Annotated in this window: 4 protein-coding genes; all 4 read left to right on the top strand. The window is 69.2% G+C overall.

The features are described 5' to 3' along the window. The first annotated feature begins 13 nt into the window (after positions 1–13). From NA5_RS05315 to NA5_RS05300, 4 genes are read left to right on the top strand one after another with little or no spacing between them, the layout of a single operon-like run. Positions 14–4,318, top strand: coding sequence for a condensation domain-containing protein (locus NA5_RS05315; RefSeq protein ID WP_245672102.1), 4,305 nt, complete (start codon positions 14–16; stop codon positions 4,316–4,318). Beyond that, on the top strand, positions 4,315–5,160 hold the full coding sequence (locus NA5_RS05310; protein WP_062982511.1) for a 3-hydroxyacyl-CoA dehydrogenase family protein: 846 nt from the start codon (positions 4,315–4,317) through the stop codon (positions 5,158–5,160). The genes NA5_RS05315 and NA5_RS05310 overlap by 4 nt, the downstream gene beginning before the upstream one ends. After that, a complete protein-coding gene (locus NA5_RS05305; RefSeq protein WP_084483901.1) occupies positions 5,147–15,634 on the top strand; it encodes a non-ribosomal peptide synthetase in 10,488 nt (3,495 codons plus the stop codon). The genes NA5_RS05310 and NA5_RS05305 overlap by 14 nt, the downstream gene beginning before the upstream one ends. After that, positions 15,631–23,265 (top strand): non-ribosomal peptide synthetase, encoded by a 7,635-nt coding sequence (locus tag NA5_RS05300; RefSeq protein ID WP_062982507.1) that lies wholly within the window; start codon positions 15,631–15,633, stop codon positions 23,263–23,265. The genes NA5_RS05305 and NA5_RS05300 overlap by 4 nt, the downstream gene beginning before the upstream one ends. The last annotated feature ends 27 nt before the right edge of the window (positions 23,266–23,292 follow it).

The raw sequence follows: 23,292 nt of genomic DNA, 5'->3' as shown, positions 1-23,292 counted from the left end.
GGACACCGTAATCGTGAATACAGCAAACAACGACGACATCGCGATCGTCGGCATCGGAGTGCGCCTTCCGGACGCGTCCGACCTCGGCGAATTCCGTGCGAATCTCGCCGACGGCCGGGACTCGATCGGGCCGATGCCGGACGCCCGCGCGGCGGCGACCGCATTGGACCGCACCGTCGGCTACCTGCCGATGGGACATCTGGCCGACATCCACACCTTCGACTACGCCTTCTTCGAATTGTCCAAACGCGAAGCGTCGCTGATGGATCCGCAACAGCGCATCGCGCTCGAGCTGGCGCACCGGGCGATCGAAGACGCCGGATACGCGGCCGCAACCCTGCGCGAGGCCACGACCGCCGTGGTGTTCAGCGCACCGATGCCCACCTACCACGCCATGGCGGTCGATCCCGGCCCGCTCAGCATGCTGGGCAACCTGCCATTCGGCGTCACGGCCCGCATCGCGCACCTGCTGGGGCTGACCGGACCGTGCTATGCGATCGACAGCGGCTGCAATGCCTCGCTCATCGCCGTGCACCACGCCTGTCGCGAGTTGCGTTGTGGCGATGCGGATTACGCGCTCGCGGGTGGGGTCAGCGTGCGGGCCAACGGTTCTCCGGAATGGACCGCGCAGACGATGACGGAGATCGCTTCGCACAGCGGACAGTGCCGGGCGTTCGACGCCGACGCCGATGGCACGGTACCCGGCGAGGGCGGCGCCGCCCTGCTGCTGACCACACTCGGCCGTGCCCGCGCCGACCGCGCGCCCGTATATGCCGTCATCCGTGGCAGTGCGGTACTGCACAACGGACACTCGTCCGCGACGATCAGCACCCCCAGCGCCGCCGCCCAGGCGCGGGTGATCGCGAAAGCCTGGCGCAACGCTGGGCTCGATCCGCGCGATGCCGGATACCTCGAGGCACATGGGTCCGCGACCCGGTTGGGGGACGCGGTCGAGCTCGAGGGCCTGCGCACCGTGTTCACGGGGCGCTCGCGGCCGCTGCCGATCGGGTCGGTCAAGACCAATATCGGACATCTCGACCATGCCGCCGGAGTCGCCGGACTGGTCAAGGCGGCGCTGACCGTCGCCGAGGGCCGCCTGTACCCATCGCTGCATTTTCGCCGTCCCACCGGCGATTTCGATCTGGCCGCGGCCGGAATCGAGGTGGTCACCCGGCCGCGGCCGTGGTCCACCGAAAGCGGGCCACGTCTCGCGGGTGTCAGCTCCTACAGCCTCGGCGGTGCGAACGCGCACTGTGTCGTGCAACAGGCACCCGACGAACCGGTACTCGAACGACCGCGAGAGCCGGGTCACCGACTCATCCCGATCTCGGCGCGGACCCCGGCGGCGCTGGCCGAGCTGTGCCGCGAGCTGGTGACCACGCTGCGCGGCGGCGAGGTCGATCTCGCCGACGTCGCATTCACCCTCGGCCGGGGCCGCACGCATTACGGCTATCGCGTGGCGGTATGCGCAACGGGCACACAGGATTTCGTCGAGGAGCTCATGCGGCGTTGCGCTGACATCGATCCGGACGGCGAGCAGCCGGTCCCGCCGCGGGTGGCGCTACTGCTCTCGCCCGGTGCGGCGCCCGCCGGAATCGAGCCTGCTCGGCTGCCCGATCAGCTGCCCGCGACGGGTGCCGTTGCCGATGTGCTCGCTGGTCAGATCGCGATACACGATCGGTTGCGCGCCTGCGGTATCGGGTTCGCCGCGATTCTGAGCGGCGCGGCGTCGAAGTTCGCGGCCAGATACCTGCTCGGATCCTCGGCGCCCGTCGATCCGGACGAGCTGGCCAGTGCCGCGGCGGCACCCGTCGTGGACCGCTCCCGACTGCTCGCGGCGGCGGAAACGCTGCTGGCTGCTGGGCCGGTCGTGTTCGTGGACCCGAGTTCGGACGGCATGCTGGGCCGGTTGCTCGCCGAAGACCTGCGGGGCCGTCCCGACGCGGAGATCCTTTTCGGCACAGGGGATTCGGGTAATCCGATCGGTCTCCTCGGCCGCCTGTACGAGCGCGGGGTGAACCTGGACTGGGCAGGGGTGAATGCCGATGACGGTCGCCGGGTGCGGCTGCCGGGACATCCGCTGCACGGCTCCCGATGCTGGGTCGAGCTGCCAACGGCGGCGCCTCCGGTCAGCCTTCCCGCGGTGCCGTCCACTCGGGAACGACCGGAGGATGCGACGGCATGGCTGCGAGCGATGCTGCGCGAACTGCTGCACTCGGAGACCGAAATCGGCCCGGAAGACGACTATTTCGACCTCGGCGGCAATTCGATCATCGCTGTGCAACTGGTCGAGCGGGTCGCCGAGACCTACGGATTCCGGCCCAAGCTGCTCGATGTCTACGAGCGACCCAAGGTCGCCGATTTCGCCGAGTTGCTGCGCACGGGGGCCGTCCCGGCCACGGCCCAGCCGGGCGTGTCGCCGATCACCCGGACCGATGAGCTGGTCATGTCGGCCGGACAGGAGCGAATGTGGTTCCACCACCAGCTCGTTCCGGATACCACGCTCTACAACTACCCGGTGGTCAACGTGCTGCGGGGCGCGATCGATATCGCCGCCGTCAAGGGAACCTTCGAGGACTTCGCCGAGCGGCACGAACCACTGCGCTACAACCTCGTCGAGGTCGACGGAAAGCCTGCGGTCCGGGTCCGGCCGTCGCTCGGCGATTTCTTCCGTGTCGCCGATGTTTCCGGCGCGGCCGACCCGGTCGCCGCCGCGCGCGAGTTGATTCGCGAGGCCGCACTGGCGCCCTTCGACCTGGCCCGGGACCCGCTGGTGCGGGTGCTGCTGGTGGCGCTGGCACCCCAGGAGCATGTGCTGCAGGTGACCTGCCATCACTGCGTCACCGACGGCGCCACCCCGGGCATCCTCGCGCGCGAGATCCCCCAGCTGTATGCCGCCCGGCAGGAGGGCCGGGCCGCCGCGCTCGAACCACTGCCGATCCGCTATCGCGACTACGCGCGGTGGCACCGCGACATGGTCGAGTCGGGCGCCCTCGAGCACGAGCTCGAATACTGGGTGCACCTGCTGCGTGATGCGCCGAAACTGCAGTTGCCCACCGATTTTCCCCGGCCGCCGCGCAAGACGTTCGTCGGCGATCTGGAACCGTTCACGGTTTCGGCCGAGTTGCTGGAGCAGTCGCGCGCGGTGGCGAAGCGGGCGTCGGTGTCGCTGTTCGTAGTTCTGCTGAGCGGCCTGTACGTCCTGCTCGCGCGCCGCAGCGGGCAACGCGACATCGTGATCGGCACGCCGACCACCGGCCGCACCCGCCGCGAACTCGAAGGGCTCATCGGCTTCTTCAACAGCACGGTCGCCCTGCGCGCCGACCTGTCCGGTCCCGCGACGGTGGCCGATCTGCTCGCGCGGGTGCGCGCAATCGTCCTGGGAGCGCTGGAGAATCAGGAGATCCCCTTCGAACGGGTGGTCAACGCACTCGACGACCAACGCGACCTGTCGCGCACCCCGATCTTCGACGTCCTCTACGTCCACCAGGAACTCCCCGGCACGGGCAATCCCCTCGGTGACGGCGAGCCGGAATTCTTCGACCTCGAGCACTCGATACACAACGCGTTCGGCGGATTGCCGGTCGGCACGGCGAAATTCGACCTCAGCCTGATCACCTACGATCGCAGCGACGGCCGGGACATGCTGGCCTGTTTCGAGTACAGCACCGAGCTGTTCACCCAGCGCACGGCAGCCGGATTGGCCGCCGCCTATCTCGATGTCCTGGCCGAGCTGGTGGGGTCGGCCCCCGACCGTCCGATCGACGAGCTCGTGATCCCCGAGACGGCACCGGAACCGGCGGCGGCACTGGAGATTCCGACGGACCGACCGCGCGGTAGCGCCACCATGCCGTACACCACCGCGGCCGTCCGTGCGCCCCTGGACGCGGCGCCCGGCGATGCTGAGCTGCTCGGCGCGTGGATTGCCCTGCTGGGCTGGTATTCCGGTTCGGACGAGGTCGTGGTGGGACTCGCGACGGGTGCGGCCCGCATCGACCTCGCCGACGAACCGGACGGGACCGAACTGCTCGCGCGGGTCACCGCGGCGCTGGCAACACCGACCGCCACCGTCGGCGACACGGCGATCAGCTACCGCGTCTGCGGTCCGGACGCGACGGAGCTGGCGCTCGATCTGGCGCGGGAAGGCGACGCCGTGCTCCTCGAAATGTCTTATGCCACACAACTGTTCGACGAATCTACCGCGCGGGAGATGCTCGGTGATCTGCACCGGCTGCTGCGCGTTCTGCAGGAGACGCCCGACGATCCGGTGCCGGATATCACGCTGCGCAGTATCGAGGCAACGGAGGTGACCCGATGAACGACGTCGTCGCGGTGATCGGAGCGGGCACCATGGGTAGCGGTATCGCGCAGTGCCTTGCGCAGGCGGGATACCGGGTGGAGGTCGTCGAACCCGATCGCGGCGCGGCCGAGCGGGCGCGACGCGGTCTCGACGAGGCGGTGCGCTTGGCACTGCTGCTCGGGCGCGGTGATCGCCGGACCGCATCCGGCATCGGCGGGCGGGTGCGATGGTTGGAGCGGATCGACGAGCTGAGCGCCGTCGGCTTCGTCATCGAGTGCGCGACCGAGCGGATCACGCTGAAGGAGCGGGTGTTCGGCGAACTGGACCGGCGCTGTCCCGAGGACGCCGTGCTCGCATCGTGTACGTCCGCCATCCCGATCGCCCGATTGGCCGCCGCGACCGAACGACCGGATCGGGTGCTCGGCCTGCACTTCATGAACCCGGCGCCCTTGACGACCGCGGTCGAGGTGGTACGCGGCGAGCAGACCGCACCGCAGACCCTGAAGCGGGCCACAGAGCTGATCGCCGCGCTCGGCAAGGAGGCGATCGTCGTCGGCGACCGCCCGGGTTTCGTGTTGAACCGCGTACTCATGCTGAGCATCGCCGAGGCCGCCGCCACAGTGGACACCGGAACGGACGCAGCGACGGTGGATGCACTGTTCGAGCAGTGCCTCGGGCACCGGATGGGCCCGCTGCGCACCGCCGACCTGATCGGGCTGGACAACGTGGCCGACACCATCGAGGTACTGCGACGCGAGACCGGCGAATCGCACTATCGCGTGCCGCCCGCGCTCGCGGCACTCGTCGACGCCGGACACTTCGGGCGCAAGACCGGACGGGGATTCCATGACTATCGCTGAGACGATGCACACGTGGGCACCGAGCGACGCGCAACGCGCGGCGCTCGCGGCCGGTGATCACTGTGTCGACCTGTACCTCGAGCTGAGCGGCCCGGTGGACGCGGAGGCATTGCGATCCGCCGTCGATGCCGTTATGGGGGAATGTCACCTGCTGCACAACGTGTTTCGCGGCGACAACGGCGGCGTGCGGGTGTACGAGATCGTGCCTGTGCCGACCGAGGTGATCGTCGCCGACGGCAGCGATCCGCACCGATTCGTGTCCTCGTGGCTGGCGGAAGAACGCTCGCGCACAGTGGATATCGTCCATGGACCGCTGTACCGGCAGGTGCTGTTCCGGCTCGCGGACGACCGGCTCGGCTGGTTCCAGCGCTACCACCGCCTAGTCAACGACGAACCGGGAATGCTCGCGATCATCGCCAGGGTGCGCGAGATCCTGGACGGAGTGCGCTCGGATCCGCCCGCGAGCGCACCGTTCGGCGCGATCGCGGACCGGCTCGAGAACGAGCGCCGTTATCGCGAGTCGGGCACGTGGGCCGCCGACCGCGCGTACTGGGTGCGGTCCCTGGCCGCCGCGGCCCGTCCCGAACCGATCCCGGTGAGCAGCGGGCCGGTTCCGGTGAGCAGCGGGCCGGTTCCGGTGAGCAGCGGGCCGGTTCCGGTGAGCAGCGGGCCGGTTCCGGTGAGCAGCGGGCCGGTTCCGGCGGGCAGCGGATTGGTTCCGGCGGGTAGGGGGCCGGTTCCGGTGACCGCGGGGCTGTGGACCGAAGTGGCGGCATCGAAGGAGCTCACCAGGATCGCGCGTACCAGCGGTGGTGGCGCCGCCGCGGTCGTGCTGGCCGCCTCGGCCGTGTACGGATCCCGGCTGACCATGACGAGCGAGTATGTGGTCGCGTTCGCCGACGGGGAAACCACGGTGCCGCTGCGGATTTCGGTGCCGCCGCACGCGAGCTTCGACACGATCGCCAAACAGGTGGGGCTGGAACTGCGCCGGGCGCGGCGACACCGGTACATCCCCGACATCGACGAGCCATGGTCCGAATCGCCCGTGCACGGGCAGTGGCCGCTCTCGGTGCGGACGCTTTCCGGCACCGCACTGGACCGGCTGAGCGGATCCGCGGTGACCGCGTCCTTCGGTCGGGGAGACGGGCTCAGCGTATGCGTCGACGACCGTGCCGCGGGAGGCTGGCGCATTACCGTTGCCGCGCAGGAGCATCGGGACCGCGTGGTCCGGCTGCTGGATCGGCTCGCCCGCACATCGCGCGTGCCGATCGGCCGCATCGACCTCACCGGGCTTGATGACATCGAATACCTCGCTGGCCCCCGTACGGAAGACCCGCCGGTGACACTGGCAGCCCTGCTCGCGGACCGGGCTTCGCGCTCGCCGGATGCTGTCGCGCTCGTCGGCAACAGCCGCCGGATGTCCTACGCGGAACTGCACGACGGGTCGAATCGCCTGGCGCGCAGACTGATTCGCCTCGGAGTGGGACCGGAGCAGGTGGTGGCCGTGGCGATCGGTCCCTCGCCGGAGCAGATCTCGGCGATACACGCGGTACTGGCGAGCGGCGGTGCCTACCTGCCGCTCGACCCCGACCACCCTCGCGATCGCCACGCCTACCTGCTCGAGGTCACGCGGCCGGTGTGTGTCCTCACGACCCGGCGCGACGGATTCGACGCGCCACCGGGCACCCAAATGCTCCACATCGACGAACTCGACCTGTCCGGCGAGTCGCCCGCCACGGTGACCGATGCCGATCGGACCGCCTCACTGCGCCCGGAAAACCTCGCGTACGTGCTGTTCACGTCCGGGTCGACCGGACGGCCGAAGGGCGTCGGCGTCACGCACGCCGCCCTCTGCACACACCTCGGCTGGATGCAGGACGCGCACCGACTCGACGGCACCGATGTCGTGCTGCGCAAGACCGCGCTGTCGTTCGACGTGTCGGCGTGGGAGGTGCTGTGGCCCTTCACCGCCGGGGCCAGTGTCGTGGTCGACGATTCCGGAGCGCACCGTGATCCGGTCGAGCTCGCGCGCCTGATCGCCGAGAACGCGGTCACCACAGTGCAATTCACGCCGACTACGCTCGCCGCGCACCGACGCGCGGTTGCTGAGCCGTTCGCGGCGAGCGTGCGCCGCGTACTCGTCGCGGGTGAGGCGATGACGCCCGCCCTCGCCGCGCAGCTGCCCGCGGTCGCGCCGGACGCCCGATACGACAACCTCTACGGCCCGACGGAGGCAACCGTCGCGGTCACCCGGCACGAGATCGACGCGCACGACATCGACACGGTCCCGATCGGCACGCCGTCCTGGGATACGTGTGCTTATGTGCTGGATGCCTGCCTGCGGCCGGTCCCGGCAGGGGTACCGGGCGAGCTCTATCTCGGCGGCACCGCACTCGCTCGCGGCTACCTCGCACGCCCCGGACGCACCGCCACCCGGTTCGTCGCCGACCCGTTCGGTGCTCGAGGACGGCGGCTGTACCGCACCGGCGACATCGTGCGCACCAACGGATACGGGGAGCTGGAGTTCCTCGGCCGCCGTGATTTCCAGGTGAAGTTGCGCGGTATCCGGATCGAACTCGGCGAGATCGAGGCGGTCCTCGCCGGGCAGGAGTCCGTCGCGCAGGCGGTCGCGGCCGTCCACCAGGGCAATCGACTGGTTGCCTACGTCACGGCCGCGGCCGGACACCGCATCGACCCGGAGGCAGTGCAGCAGCGGCTCGGCGAGGTACTGCCGCGGCACATGGTGCCCTCGTCGGTCATCGTGCTCACCGAGTTGCCCGTGAACCGCTCCGGCAAGGTGGACCGAAAAGCCTTGCCCGCACCCGAATTCGAGCCGGTGCCCTTCCGAGCGCCGCGCACCGAGACCGAACGCGAACTCGCCGCCGCCTTCGCCGAGGTGCTCGGCCGCGAAACCATCGGCGTCGACGAGTCCTTCTTCGCTCTCGGCGGCGACAGCATCATGTCGATCCTGCTGGTGTCCCGCGCGCGGGCGCGCGGCATCGCGGTGACGGCGCAGCAGGTATACGAGCACCGCACTGTCGCGCGCTTGGCGGCCATCGCCGAGGCCGCCTACGCGGATGAAACAGTGCGGCTCCCGGAGTTGCCCGGCGGTGGCGTCGGGGAGCTGCCGCTCACACCGGTTATTCGCTACCTGGTCGAGCGCGGCGGCAACTTCGACCGCTTCTGCCAGTCGATCACCCTCGATCTGCCCGACGGAATCGACCGCGGCGCAATGGTTTCCACCATTTCCGCCGTCGTCGATCACCACGACATGCTGCGGTCGCGGCTCTACCGCGATGACACCGGTGAGTGGCATCTGACGGTCGCACCGCCCGGCAGCGTCGATGTCGACTCGTTGATCGACCATGTCGTCCACGACGCTGATCTCGACGGTACCGAGCTGGCGGCGCTGGCCACCGCCGAGCTGAATGCGGCGGTCGACCGGATCGACCCGGCGACCGGCGCGGTCCTGCGGTTCGTCTGGCTAACCCCCGAGCAGCGCACGTCACCCGGCCTGCTCATCATCGCCGCGCACCACATTGCCGTCGACGGCGTCTCATGGCGAATCCTGCTGCCCGACTTCGTCGCCGCGTGGGCGGCCGTCTCGGCGGGGAGCACACCCGCGCTGCCCGGCGTCGGCACATCCATGCGGACGTGGGCGCATGCGCTGGTCGGCGCCGCGCGGGACGAGGCCCGAGTCGCGGAACTGCCGCTCTGGCGCGAAATCGTCGCCGGATCGGATCCCTCGTTCGGTGACCGGCCGTTCGACCCGCTCCGGGATTTCGCGGCCGACGTGGCGCACACCCCGATCGAACTCGACGAACGGGACACCGCCGCGCTCATCACCGCGATACCCGGCCGCTACCGCGCACGGGTGGCGGATGCACTGTTGACGGCGCTCGCGCTCGCGGTTATCCGATGGCGGTCGCGGCGCGGTGAAGACGAGCGGTCGGTGCTGCTGCGCCTCGAAGGCCACGGACGCGAGCAGGACGCGGTACCGGGCGCGGACCTGTCCCGCACCACCGGCTGGTTCACCTCGATCGTCCCGGCGCGGCTCGATCTGACCGGGATCGATATCGACGACGCCTTCACCGGCGGCCCAGCCATGGGCGCCGCGATCAAGGCCGTCAAGGAACAGCTGCGTTGCGCACCCCACAACGGCTTCGGGTACGGCCTGCTCAGATATCTGAACGAGGACACGGCGGCGGCATTGCCGCGCAAGGAGCCGGGGGAGATCTCGTTCAACTACTTCGGACACATCACCGGTGTCGACCTCCCGGCGGAGCTGGCCGGAATCGGCTGGCTGCCCGCTCCCGACTACGCCATGCTGCCGATCCGGCCCGACGCCCGGCGCGGTGCGCTCGGCGCCGTCGAAGTGGATTCCATCGTCCTGGGCAACCGGCTCAGGACCAGCATCGGCTATGCGCGCACGCTGTTCACCGACGCGTCGGGCGGGGAGCTGATTACCCTGTGGCGCGATGCGTTGGCCGCCGTCGCGCGGCATGCGCGGGATCCGCGCACTAGCGGCGGGCACACCCCCTCCGATTTCCCGCTCGTCACCCTCGATCAGGAGGAGATCGAGACGTGGGAGGCACGGTATCCCGCGCTGACCGAGGTGTGGCCGGTCTCGCCGCTACAGGCCGGAATGATGTTCCACGCCATGTTCGATCCCGGCGCGGTGGACGTCTACACGGTGCAGCTGGTGCTGACCCTGGACGGCACCGTCGACGCCGTCCGGCTGCGGTCGGCCACGGCGGCCGTGCTCGAGCGGCACCCGAATCTGCGCGCCGCATTCGTCGTCGGCCGAAACGGATCGCCCATCCAGCTGGTTGCCGAAGAGGTGGCGCTGCCGTGGCGCGAGGTGGATCTGACCGAGGCACCGGCCGGGGAACTCGACCGCGTGCTCGACACCGAACGTGCGACGCCCTTCGATCTCGCGCGACCGCCGCTGCTGCGGTTCCTGCTGGCTCGCGTCGGCGCGGGGCGCACCGAACTGGTCGTGACCTATCACCACCTGCTGCTCGACGGCTGGTCCATACCGCTGCTGCTGCGTGAGATCGTCGCCGGATATGCCGGTGTCACCGGCGCACTGCCGCGTCCCTATCGCCAGTACGTGGAATGGCTTGCCCGACAGGACAAGTCGGTCTCCGCGCAAGCCTGGACGGAGGCCCTGTCCGAGGTGCGGGAGCCGACGCTGCTGGCGGGCGATGCACCCGTGCACGCACCTGCCGTTCTGCCCCTGGAGCACGAGATCACGCTGGACGAGCCACGGACACAACGGCTTTCCCGCCTCGCGACCGAACTCGAGGTGACGGTGAACACCGTGCTGCAGGTCGCGTTTGCAATCCTGCTGGGGCGCATGACCGATCGTGCGGACGTCGTTTTCGGCACCACCGTATCGGGTCGCCCCGCCGACCTGGCTGGCGTCGAATCCATGGTCGGATTGTTCATCAATACGATCCCGGTCCGGGTTCGGCTGGATCCGGGCGAAACCGCGGGATCACTGCTGCGCCGGGTGCAGCGCGAACAATTCGCGCTGTCGGCGCACCACCACGTGGGTCTGCCAGACATCGTTTCGCGCGGCGATGTCGATGAGCGTGGCCTGTTCGACACGCTACTGGTCGTCGAGTCGTATCCGTTCGATGTGGCGCGGCTGCGCGCGGACGCCGCCACGGGCGCTGGCATGGCCATCACCGGGTTGCGATCCCGGGAGGCGACCCACTACCCGCTGACGCTGACCGTTCGACAGCGCGACCGCCTGCACATCCTGGCAGGCTGGCGTCCGGACCTGCTCGACGAGGCGACCGTGACCCGGCTGGGTGAGCGCCTGGTTCGGGTGCTGCTGGCGATCGCCGAGAATCCGGATATCACGGTGGCCGATATCGATCCGCTCGGTGCGGCGGAACGAAATCTGGTGCTGCAGCGCTGGCAACGGCCCGCAGAAGTGCCCGAGGCCACCCTCGTCGACCTCTTCCTGGCGCAGGCGGCCGCTCGACCGGACGGCATCGCCGTGCGGCACGGGGCCCACGCATTGACCTACCGCGAGCTCGACCGTGTCTCCACCGAGCTGTCGCGCACCCTCACCGCCCGCGGGGTACGGTCCGAATCGCTTGTAGCGGTTGCCGTTTCGCGTTCGGTCGAGTTGATCATCGCGATGCTCGGCGTGTTACGTTCCGGGGCAGGCTACATACCGTTGGACCTCGACAATCCCGCGCGGCGCATGGAATTGGTTCTCGCGGAGACGAATCCGGACTGCGTGGTCACGACGGCGGCCGACCGTGCCGCGCTGCCCATCGGTGACCTGCCGTGCCTTGTGCTCGACGGTGGCGGCGGTCTTGTGCCGCCCGATATCACGCCCGCGTCGCCGCGCCCGGACAACGTCGCCTATGTGCTGTACACCTCCGGTTCGACCGGCAGGCCGAAGGGCGTATGCGTGACGCACCGCAATGTCGTCGCGATGCTCACCGCCACCACCTCGCTACTCGACGTCGACCACAACGACATATGGACGATGTTCCACTCGCACGCTTTCGACTTCTCGGTTTGGGAGATGTGGGGTGCGCTCTCGACCGGCGGCACGCTGGTCATCGTGGACCCCGACCTGACGCGCTCGCCGCTACAGTTCGGTGAACTGCTTGCGCGGGAAGCGATTACGGTGCTCAGCCAGACACCGTCGGCGTTCTACACGCTGCTCGACAACGACAGCCCCGCAATGGGTCCCGCCCTGCGGCACATCGTGCTCGGCGGTGAGGCCCTCGACCTGCGCAGGCTGCGCGCATGGTACGACGCCCGCCCGGCCGACCGAACGCGGATCTCGAATCTGTACGGCATCACCGAGGCGACGGTGCATGCCACGCACCAGGCGGTGGATCGCGAACGGGCCGCGTCGGCACGGGCCAGTGTGATCGGTCGCGGCCTACCGGGAATGACCGTGCGCGTCCTGGATTCGCGGCTGCGCCCGGCACCGGTCGGCGCAGCGGGCGAGATCTATCTCGCCGGGCATCAGATCGCCCGGGGCTATCACGCGCGCCCGGCGATGACCGCGGGCCGCTATGTGGCCGACCCACTCGGCGCGCCCGGCGCCCGCATGTACCGCACCGGCGACCTGGCGCGCTGGAACACCGACGGGCACCTCGAATACCTCGGACGCGGCGACGAACAGGTGAAGATTCGCGGCTACCGGATCGAACCGGGCGAGATCGAGGCCGCACTGCTCGAACACGAGTCGGTCGCGCAGGCCGCCGTCGTGGCCCGCGCCGAGGGCTCGCGACTGGTCGCGTACGCGGTTCCCACGCCGGATTCGACACTGGACCCGGCTGCGCTGGAAACGCATGTGGCGCAGTGTGTTCCGCCCTACATGCGGCCCGCCGCCATCGTGGTGATCGACGCGCTTCCGCTGACCTCCAACGGCAAGCTGGACCGTGCGGCGCTGCCCGATCCGGTATTCCGGCCGCAGTCGACGCAGGCACCGCGCACCCCCGCCGAGCGGGCAATAGCCGAGGTGTTCGCCGAGGTGCTCGGCGTCGACCGAGCGGGTGTGGACGACTCCTTCTTCGCCCTCGGTGGGGACAGCATCATCTCGATTCAGCTCGCCTCCCGGGCGCGGGCCAAGGGCCTGCACATCACGCCGAGGGACGTCTTCGAACATCGCACGGTGGCCGCGATCGCCGCCGCGGCACGCACGGTGGATTCCGGCGCCGGGATGCCACGCCTGCCGGAACTGCCCGGCGGTGGGGTCGGCGAGCTCCCACTCACACCCGTCGTGCGCTGGTTGACCGAACGCGGCGGCAGCTTCCGCCGCGTCAATCAGACCGTCACCGTCGAGCTTCCCGTCGGCATCGACCACGACACCCTGTCATCCGGCGTCGCGGCGGTCGTCGACCGGCACGACATGCTGCGCAGTCGGCTGTTCCGCGACGGCAGCGGCGAGTGGCGGCTGGAGACCGTGCCGCCGGGCACGGTCGACCGGGCGGAGCTGTTGCGCCGGTACGAAATCCACGACGCCGACACGCTGCACGCGGTCGCCGTGGCGGAGGCCGACGCCGCGCTCGACCTCCTCGACCCGGCGAACGGCATCGTGGTGCGGTTCGTCTGGCTGGATCCGCGGCACCCGGGCGTGCCCGGTCGACTGATCATCTGCGCGCACCACATCGCCGTGGACGGTGTGTCGTGGCGAATCCTCATTCCCGACCTGTTCGTGGCGATCCAGGCGAGCGCGAAGGCCGCACCGCCGCAACTGGATCCGCCCGGCACATCCATGCGCCGCTGGTCGCACGCCCTCGTCGACGCGGCGCGTGATCCGAGCCGGATCGCCGAAGTCGGTCTGTGGCGGCGCATCTGCGCGACACCGGATCCGCTGCTGGGGGCCCGGCCGCTCGATCCCGGCATCGATGTCGCGTCGCGCATCGCGACGGTGGACGTCGCCGTGGACGAGGCGGTCACCGAGGCGCTCGTGCGGACCGTACCCGGTCTGTTCCACGCCGGTGTGGACGAGATCCTGATATCCGCGCTGGCTGTCGCGCTGCTGATGTGGCGGGCGCGGCGGGGCGAGAACGCACCGGTGGCCCTGCTCCGGCTGGAGGGCCACGGCCGCGAGGAGCAGATCGCGCCCGGCGCGGACCTGTCCCGCACGGTCGGGTGGTTCACCTCGGTCTACCCGGTTCGGTTGGACCTCAGCGATATCGATGCCGCGGCGGCGCTGTCCGGTACCGATGCGACCGGGACGGCGATCAAGGCGGTCAAAGAACAATTGCGGGCCATCCCCGATCACGGGATCGGCTACGGATTGCTGCGCTACCTCAACCCCGACACCGCGGAACTGCTGCCGGGACCGATGCCAGGGCAGATCGGCTTCAACTACCTCGGACGCGTCGACGACCGCGGTGCCGACGTGCTCACCACGCCAGCCGCTCCGGACCCCGACCTGCCCGCGGCCGCCGTGATCGATATCAACGCGATCGTGACCGGCTCCCGACTCCGTGCCGGATTCGCTTATCCCGAAACACTTCTCGACGCCGCCGAGGTGTCGGAGCTGGCCGACCTGTGGGTGCGCGCGCTCGGCGCGATCACCGCCCACGCCGGGACCGCGCACGCGGGCGGGCACACGCCCTCGGACTTCCCACTGGTCCGGGTGAGCGGCGCCGACATCGCGCGGTGGGAGCGCAGCTATGGACGGCTCACCGATGTGTGGCCGCTCGCGCCGCTGCAACCGGGGCTGTACCTGCACGCCATGCTCGCCGAGCCGCTACCTGCCGGTCGCACCGCCGTCGACGTCTACAACGTGCAGGCGGTGCTGCGCGTCGGCGGAGCGGTGGACGGCGATCGGCTGCGCCGGGCCGCGCAGGAAATACTGCGACGGTATCCGAACCTGCGCGCGGCATTCGTGGCCGACAGCACCGGCACACCCCGGCAGGTAGTGCCCGATACGGTCGAACTCCCGTGGCGCGAAGTGGATTTGCGTGCCGAGGGCGAACTGTCCGCACTGCTCGCCCGGGACCGTGCGCACTGGTTCGACCCGGCCAGGCCGCCGCTGATGCGATTCACCCTCGCCCGCCTCGGGGACTCGGCATACGTATTGATCGCGACGTACCACCACATTTTGCTGGACGGCTGGTCGGTGCCACTGGTGATGCGAGATCTCATGGCGCTCTACGGCTCCGACGATCCACTGCCGCCGCCCGGAGGTTCGTTCCGCGCCTACCTCGCATGGAACCACGACCGCGACGCGGCGGCATCCGCGGCGGCTTGGCGGCGGGTACTGGACGGTGTCTCCGCGCCGACACTGGTCGCCCCGGCCACCCGCAACCGGAAAATCACCGCGGCCGCCGCGGAATACCGCTGGGCGCTCGACCCGGACGCCACCACGGCGCTCGGTACAACCGCGATGCAACTCGGGATCACGGTCAATACGGTGCTACAGGTCGCCTGGGCAATTCTGTTGGGGCGCAGGCTCGGCCGTGCGGACGTGGTGTTCGGCGCGATCGTTTCGGGCCGTCCGGGCGCGCTGCCCGGCGTCGAATCGATGGTCGGACTGTGTATCAACACCGTCCCCGTGCGGGTGCGCTTCGCTACGGATATGCCAGCGGCGGCGCTCATGCGAGCCGTACAGGCCGAGCAGGCGGAACTGATCGAGCACCACCACCTCGGCCTTACCGAAATCCATGCCGCCGCTGGGCTGCGGGACACCCTGTTCGACACGGCACTGGCATACGAGTCCTATCCGGTCGACACCGAGCAGCTCACCGCCGTGGCCGCCGCCGTCGGCGGCGTCACCGGCAGCGGCGTCGAACTGCACGACGCCACGCACTATCCACTGACGCTCACCATCACTCCGGGCGCCTCGCTGACCATCCGATTCGGTTACTTGCGTGACCTTTTCGACGAAACACGGGTGGCCGCACTCGGCGCGGAACTGCACGAGTTGCTCGCCGCATTCGTGCGAAACCCGGATGCCGCCATCGAGGAGCTGCGATGACATCGAGCTGGCCACTGACGAGAGCTCAGCAACATGTCTGGGTCGCCCAGCAACTCGACGACACCGGGCGACGGTTCGTAGTCGGCGGGTATGTGCACATCCACGGCACGCTCGACGAGGCGGCGTTCGAGCGGGCGCTGCGCATCGTCGTCGCGGGCGCCGAGACGATGCGGGTGCGGTTCGACACCGATGCCGAGGGCGAGGTCGTGCAGATCCTCGAGGACGCGGCCGACTGGCCCCTGCACCGCAGCAGTTTTCGCGATGCGGCCGACCCGCGCGGGGAGGCGGTGCGTTTCATGTACGCGGCGCTCGACCGGCCCTTTGACCTGCGCAGCGCCCCGCTGTTCGAACACCATCTGATCGATCTGGGCACCGAGGGCACCGCGTGGTTCGTCAGATCGCATCACGCGGTTCTCGACGGTGCCGCCTCGGCCGCGATGATCAAGCGGGTCGCCGACACCTACACCGCGCTGGTCGCCGGTCGACCGGTGCCGGAATCGGTGTTCGACCGGGTGGAAGCCCTGGTAGCGGAGGACATTCGCTACCGCGCCTCCGCCCGGTTCGCCGACGATCGGCGGTTCTGGGCACAACGGCTCGCGATCCCCGGACCCGACGATGCGCCGCTGTTCGCGGGAATCCCGGCGACGGCCGACGTGCCCCGCTACATCCGGCATGTCGGAGCGCTCGACGCACCGGCATGGCATGCTCTCCGAGCCCGTGCGGACGCATCCGGAACCGCATGGCCCGCCTGGGTTTTCGCCGCGATTGCACTACTGCTGCACGCGGATTCGGGCGCGCGCATGATCACCCTCGGCGTCGCCGTGCCCGCGAAACGCTCCCGCACCGCCCTCGGTGTCACCGCGAATGTCGTCCCGCTGCGCATACCGGTCGACCCGTCCGCGTCCCTCGGCGAACTCGTCGGCGCGGTGCGTGCCGAATCCCTGATCATCCTGCGTCACCAGCGGTACCAGCAGGCCGATATGCTCGCCGACCTCAGGGCGGGCGGTGTCGGGGGCGGTATCGTCGGCCCCACGATCAATGTGCTGCCCATGCAGAAGGACCTCCGCTTCGGCACCGACACCGCTACTCTGCGCCATCTTTCGGCAGGCCGCTCCGACGACCTGACGATCGGCGTATACGACAACGGCGAGCCGGTCCTGCCCCTCGTACTGGAATCCAACACGCTCCGGTATTCCGAGCGCGACCTGGCCGCGCACCATCGACGGCTCACCGAGACGATCGCGGCCATCGCCGCGGCCCCGCAGGACCTTCCGGTCGGCCGCCTACGAACACCGGCGGATCACCGCTCGGCGGTCCTGCCGGACTCTGTAGCGCGAACACCGCCGCACCGAACACCGCTGGATGCGGCGCTTCCGACACCGCCGGAGTCCGGGCTCCGATCCTTCCCGGAAGATCCAGCGGCGCCGTCCTCCACTGCGGATCGGCCGCAGACGCTTGTCGACTGGTTCGAGCGGACCGTCACCGAACGCGGCGACGCCACCGCCGTCGTTTGCGGCGCGGAGTCGCTGACCTATGCCGAACTGGACGGGCGTGCCCGGAGGTTGGCCGAGCTCATTGCCGGATATGGCGGGGGCGCAGGGGAATTCGTGGCCCTCGCGCTGCCCCGATCCCTGGATCTCATTGTCGCCATGGTCGCCGTGCTGCGGACCGGCGCCGCCTACGTTCCGCTGGATCCCGGCTATCCGGAGCAGCGGCTGCGGGCCATCGTCGCCGATGCGGCCCCCGCGCTGATCGTCACCGGAGGGGGAGTCGCCCTGCCCGATTCGCTGGCGGCGGTGCCCGTCCTGCGGATCGGGGATCGGCCGCGGGTCACACCGCCCGATCCCCCGGCCCGACCGTCAGCGCGGCACCCCGCCTATGTCATCCACACCTCCGGCACGACCGATCGGCCCAAGGGTGTGGTGGTTACGCACGCGAACGTCGTAGGACTGCTCGCCTCGGCACAGCGGTGGTTCGGCTTCGGCGCCGATGACGTGTGGACCCTGTTCCACTCCACCGCCTTCGACTTCTCGGTGTGGGAGATCTGGGGTGCGCTGTGCTACGGCGGCAAGCTCGTCGTCGTCGACGCCGAGGTCGCGCGCTCGCCGAGTGATTTCCTGGATCTTCTGGTGGCGCAACGGGTTACGGTGCTCAATCAGACACCGTCCGCATTCGGGATGCTGGTCGACGCCCAGGCGGCCAGGCCCGCTGCCAGCGACGAGCTGTCGCTGCGCCATGTGATCTTCGGCGGCGAACCGGTGGAGCCGTGGCGGCTGGCCGCGTGGTGGTCGCGACGCGATCCGCGGCGGACGCGTCTGGTCAATATGTACGGCATCACCGAGACGACGGTGTTCACCACCGGAACGCCCTTGCCGCGCAACCCGTCAGCGGGCGACATCGGCACACCGTTGCCGGACCAGTCCGTATACGTGCTCGACGCCACGCTGTGTCCGTGCCCGCCGGACATCCCGGGCGAACTCTACGTCGCGGGACCCGGCGTCGCCGCGGGGTACCTGCGCCGACCCGGCCGCACCGCCGAACGTTTCGTCGCCGATCCGTTCGGCGCGCCCGGCACCGTCATGTATCGCAGCGGGGATATGGCGCGATGGACCGCCACCGGCACGCTCGAATACCTCGGTCGGGTCGACCGGCAGGTGAAGGTGCGTGGCTTCCGGATCGAGCCCGCCGAGGTCGAGGCCGCCCTGTGCGGACAACCGGCCGTACGTGCGGCTGCGGTCCTCACCGTCGAGTACCACCCCGGTGACCGCAGGCTCGTCGCCTTCGTCACCGGGGACCGGGTCGACGTCGACACCGTTCGCACCGGCATCGCCGAACGACTTCCCGCGCATGCGATTCCCTCCGCCATCCTGGCCGTCGACACGATCCCGATGACATCCAACGGCAAGATCGACGAACGGCGGCTGCGCGCCATCGCCACGAATGGCGCCGCACGCGTCGTCGGCGCATCACCGAGCACCGATATCGAGGCACGGCTGCGCGCGCTCTTCGTCGATGTCCTCGGGGATGACGGCATCGGCATCGACGACGGCTTCTTCGCCTCCGGTGGTGACAGCATTCTGGCCGTGCGGCTGGCGGATCGGGTGCGCGCGGCCGGGCTCGCCATCTCGCCGCGGGAAGTGTTCGAACAGCAGACGGTGCGCGCGCTCGCGCGTACCGCCCGGCCGGTCGCCGCGCCCGCGCTCACCCCGGCCACGCCGAGCGATGGCCACCGGTTCCTACCCGCGACACCATTGCAGTCCGGCCTGCTATTCCACTCCCTGTACGAGCGCGACGGCGAGGATCCCTATCTCGTCCAGTTCGCATTCGAGTTGGACGGCGATGTCGACGCGGATCGGCTGGGCGCCGCGCTGCGATCGGTGCTCTCGCGGCACCCGCATCTGATCGGCCGCTTCGTCGTCGACGACAGCGAGCAGCCGCGGTACGAGATTCGCGACGACATCGAATTGCCCTGGCGCGTCGTCGATCTCGTCGCGACGACCGCTGGCGAGCGCGAGTCCGCCGTCCACCGGATACGCGCGGCGGACGCCAGGATCGACCCGCTCGCGGCACCACTGCTCACGGTCACTTTGATCCGCACCGAGGTGCGGCGCTTTATATTGCTGCTCACACACCACCACGCGCTGCTCGACGGCTGGTCGGTGGGAATCCTGTTGCGCGAGTTGCTGATCGGCTACCGCGGTATCGAGCTGCCGCCCGCGACACCGTTGCACCGGTTCGTGGAATGGTCCGCGGCGCAGGACCGCGACGGCGCCCGCCGGGCCTGGGCGCGAGCGCTCGTCGGCGCAGAACCGAGCAAGGTGGCGCGAGCCGATCGGCAGCCGTGGCAGCGGCCCGAAGACCACACCTTCCGCATGCCCGACGCCATGGTCACCGCGCTGCGGGAACGGGCCGCCGAGCGTGGGTTGACGCTCAACTCGCTGATGCAGGCCATGTGGGCGATGGTGCTGTCGAATCTGACCGGCAGCGATGATGTCGTCTTCGGTATCACCGTATCCGGCCGTGCGGGCGCCGAGATGGAAGATGTTGTCGGGTTGCTCATGAACACGGTGCCGCTGCGAGTTCTATTGGTTCCAGGAGAGTCGCCGCTCGACCTGGCCGCTCGGATCCAGACCGGACGGGCGGAACTGATGGAGCACGACCATCTCGGACTGCCCGACATCGTGTCCGCGGTGGGGGAGACCGACCTCTTCGACACCTCGCTCGTCTTCGAGAACTTCCCCGTCGACACCGGTCTGCTCGCCGACCCGGACCCGGACTTCTCGGTCGCGTCCGTCGAAGTCCGTGGTGGCACCCATTTTCCGCTGACCGTAGTCATCGTCCCCGGCAGCGACGAGTTGACCTTCCGGATCGGTGTGCAGCTGGCCCGCATCGATTGCCTCGCCGACGCGGGCGAGCTGTGGTCGCGGATTCTGGCCGCCTGCGAGGCGCTCGCCGCAGCACAGCAGCCGCTGGTCGGGCGAGTCGTGCTGGTCGAGCCCGCGCGCCGGACCGAGCTCCTCGCCGCCGGACGCGGCATGCGCACCGATATCGAAAACGCCAGCATCGCAGACTGTTTCGAATCGGTCGTGCGACGGTCCCCGCAGGATGTCGCTATCTGGTCCGACGGCATGGAGATCACCTACGCGGAACTGAACGCCCGTGCCAATCGTGTCGCCAGATGGCTGCGAGACCGCGGCGCCGGACCGGGAGTTCCGATCGGCATCGCGCTGCCGCGCTCGGTCGATCTCGTGGTCGCCTTTCTCGCCGTCTACAAACTGGGTTCGGTATGCGTACCGCTGAGCGACCGCTATCCGCCCGCACACGTGCGGCGTCTGCTGCGGTTCACCCGAACCGAATTGGTGCTCGACGATCTCGACGGCGTGGCCGCGGCCACCGACGATGACAGTGACCTCGGTATCGCCATCGCCCCCGACACGGTCGCGACGCTCATGTTCACCTCCGGGTCGACCGGAGCGCCGAAGGGCGTCGAGGTGACCCATCGCAATATCGTGGCCAGGGCGCGCGATCGCGTCGGCCACGGCGACGGGCACGAACGGGTGCTGATGCATCTGCCGCACACCTGGGACATGGTGGTCTACGAGCTATGGCGGCCGCTGCTGACCGGTCGCACCGTGGTGCTCGCACGTCCCGGTGTGCTCGATGTCCATGAATACATGCGCGTGCTGCGCGCGGGCCGCGTCACGTCGATGCTGTTGTCGGCAGGCCTGTTTCACCTACTGGCGGAGCAGGCTCCGGACGAGCTCGCCCGTTTGTCGACACTCGCGGTCGCCGGTGATGTGCTGTCGCCGCGGGCCGCGGTGGCCGTGCGCCGGGGCGAGCACCCGCCCGCCGTGCGGAATCTGTACGGGCCCGTCGAGGCGACGAGCTTCGCGGTGACCTTCTCGATTCCCGACGACGCGTCACCCGAACTGCCTGTCCCGATCGGACGTCCGGCCGACAACACCCGGGTCACGGTGCTCGATTCGGCGCTGCGGCCGGTGTCTGTCGGCGTGTCCGGGGAGATCTATCTGTCCGGTGCGGGACTCGCCAACGGTTACCACCGGGCCCCGGCCCGCACCGCCGAGCGGTTCGTGGCCGATCCGTATGGACCGCCTGGTGCCCGCATGTACCGCACGGGTGACCTCGGCCGTTGGGACGCGGCCGGTCTGCTGCATTTCCTCGGCCGCGTTGACCGGCAAATGAAGATCAATGGATTCCGGGTCGAACCCGGTGAAGTGGAAGCGGCGATTCGCCGCGAACCCGGCATTGCCGCGGCAATAGTCACGGTGCGGCGGGTCGGTCACGGCCAGTCGCTGGTCGCGCACGTGGTCGGGCGCGATGAGGTGGACACCGTGGAACTGCGCACCCGGCTGGCCGCGAGCCTGCCCTCCTACCTGGTGCCGTCGCTGATCGTGCGGGTCGACGAACTGCCCTTGACCAGCACGGGCAAGGTCGATATCGGCGCGCTCCCGATGCCACCCGGCGCTGCTCCCGTTCCGGTCCGAACGCCGCGTCAGCAGGTCATCGCGGCAGCCTTTGCGCAGGCACTCGGCAACCGGGCGATAGGAGTCACCGACGACTTCTTCGCACACGGTGGAAATTCGCTGTCCGCGATCCGCGTCGTCGCCGCACTCCGATCGGCACTCGGCGTCGAGGTATCGCTGCGCGATCTGTTCGAGTCACCGACGATTGCCGCACTGGAGCAGGCGCTCGATCGGCGCGGGCACGGCACGAGGACTGCCCGACCGGGCTTCGCGCACGTCCCCCGCACCGACCCGATTCCGCTCTCGCCCGCGCAGCTGCGCCTGTGGACGGTGAACTATCTCGGCGGGCAGCAACCCGACTATCTGATCGCGACCGCTCTCGACATCCGTGGACCGCTCGACGCGTCGGCAGTCCAGGTGGCCATCGACGATCTGGTCGCCCGGCACGAAATCCTGCGCACCGTGCTGCCCTATGCGGTGGACAGCCCGGTGCAGCGGATTCTGCCGATCGGGTCGGCGCGGCCGGATTTCCGCATCGTCGACGTCGACGGTATCGAAAGTGTCGACCGGGCAATGGAATCGGAGATGCAGCACGGGTTCGACCTGACGGCGCAGCCGCCGCTACGAACCCGCCTGTACCGATTGGGCCGCGAGCATCACGTCTTGTTCGGGGTGGTCCATCACATTGCCGGGGACGGCGAGTCCATGGGCATTCTCCAGCGTGATCTCCTGACCGCCTACGGAGCCCGGGCCGCCAGTCAGGTACCGAAATGGCCCAGTCCAGCAACGCAATTCGCGGATTACGCCATGTGGCTGGGGCGGCTGCTCGCCCCGGATACCCAGGTGCTCGAGCAGCAGAGGCGGTACTGGCGCAGCATGCTCGACGGCATACCGGAACAGCCCGTGCTCCCCGTCGACCGTACCCGCGCCGAGCGGCGGACGAACGCGGCGGCCGCGGTGCCCGTTCTCGTCGATGCCGAAACCCATCGCAGGCTCACCGGGACCGCCCTCGACTGCCGTGTGAGCATCTACATGCTGGTACACACCGCACTGGCCATAGCGCTGCACGGTAACGGCGCGGGCATCGACCTGCCCATCGGGGTGGCATTGAGCGGACGCGATTCGGACGGGCTGCAGGATCTCGTCGGGTGTGTGGTCGACACGGCGGTGGTACGCCTCGACTTGTCGGGCGCGCCCACCTATCGCGAACTCGTCCATCAGGTCCGCGAGCGAGTCCTCGGCGCGTACGAGAACAAGGAGTTCCCCTTCGATCGCCTTGTCGAATTGGTGAACCCGCGACGCTCCCGAACCCATCATCCGCTGTTCCAGGTGATGGTGACCTATCTGCGCGGATTCGACACCGACACGACCCCAGCCGGATTGGCGATCCGGCACCGGCCGGTAGCGGTGCCCCGAACCCCGTTCGAGCTATTGCTGAACCTGCACGAGGAGTACCACCCCGACGGACAATGCGCCGGAATCCGCGGTGAAATGGTGTACGCCGCAGAACTTTTCGATCAATCGACAGTCGAGTCCATCGTCACCGCCCTTACCTCCACACTGGACGTGATATGCGCCGAACCCGACGCCCTTTCGAACCGGCTGTCGGGGGAACGTGCCCTGGAACCATCGAGCTCCCGAAACTGATTCAGCCGATCCAGTGCGGTGGCCAGT

The organism is Nocardia anaemiae NBRC 100462, assembly GCF_001612725.1.
GTDB lineage: Bacteria > Actinomycetota > Actinomycetes > Mycobacteriales > Mycobacteriaceae > Nocardia > Nocardia anaemiae.
Note: the sequence above shows the minus strand (reverse complement) of the source record. Positions and strands in the feature narration are given on the sequence as shown.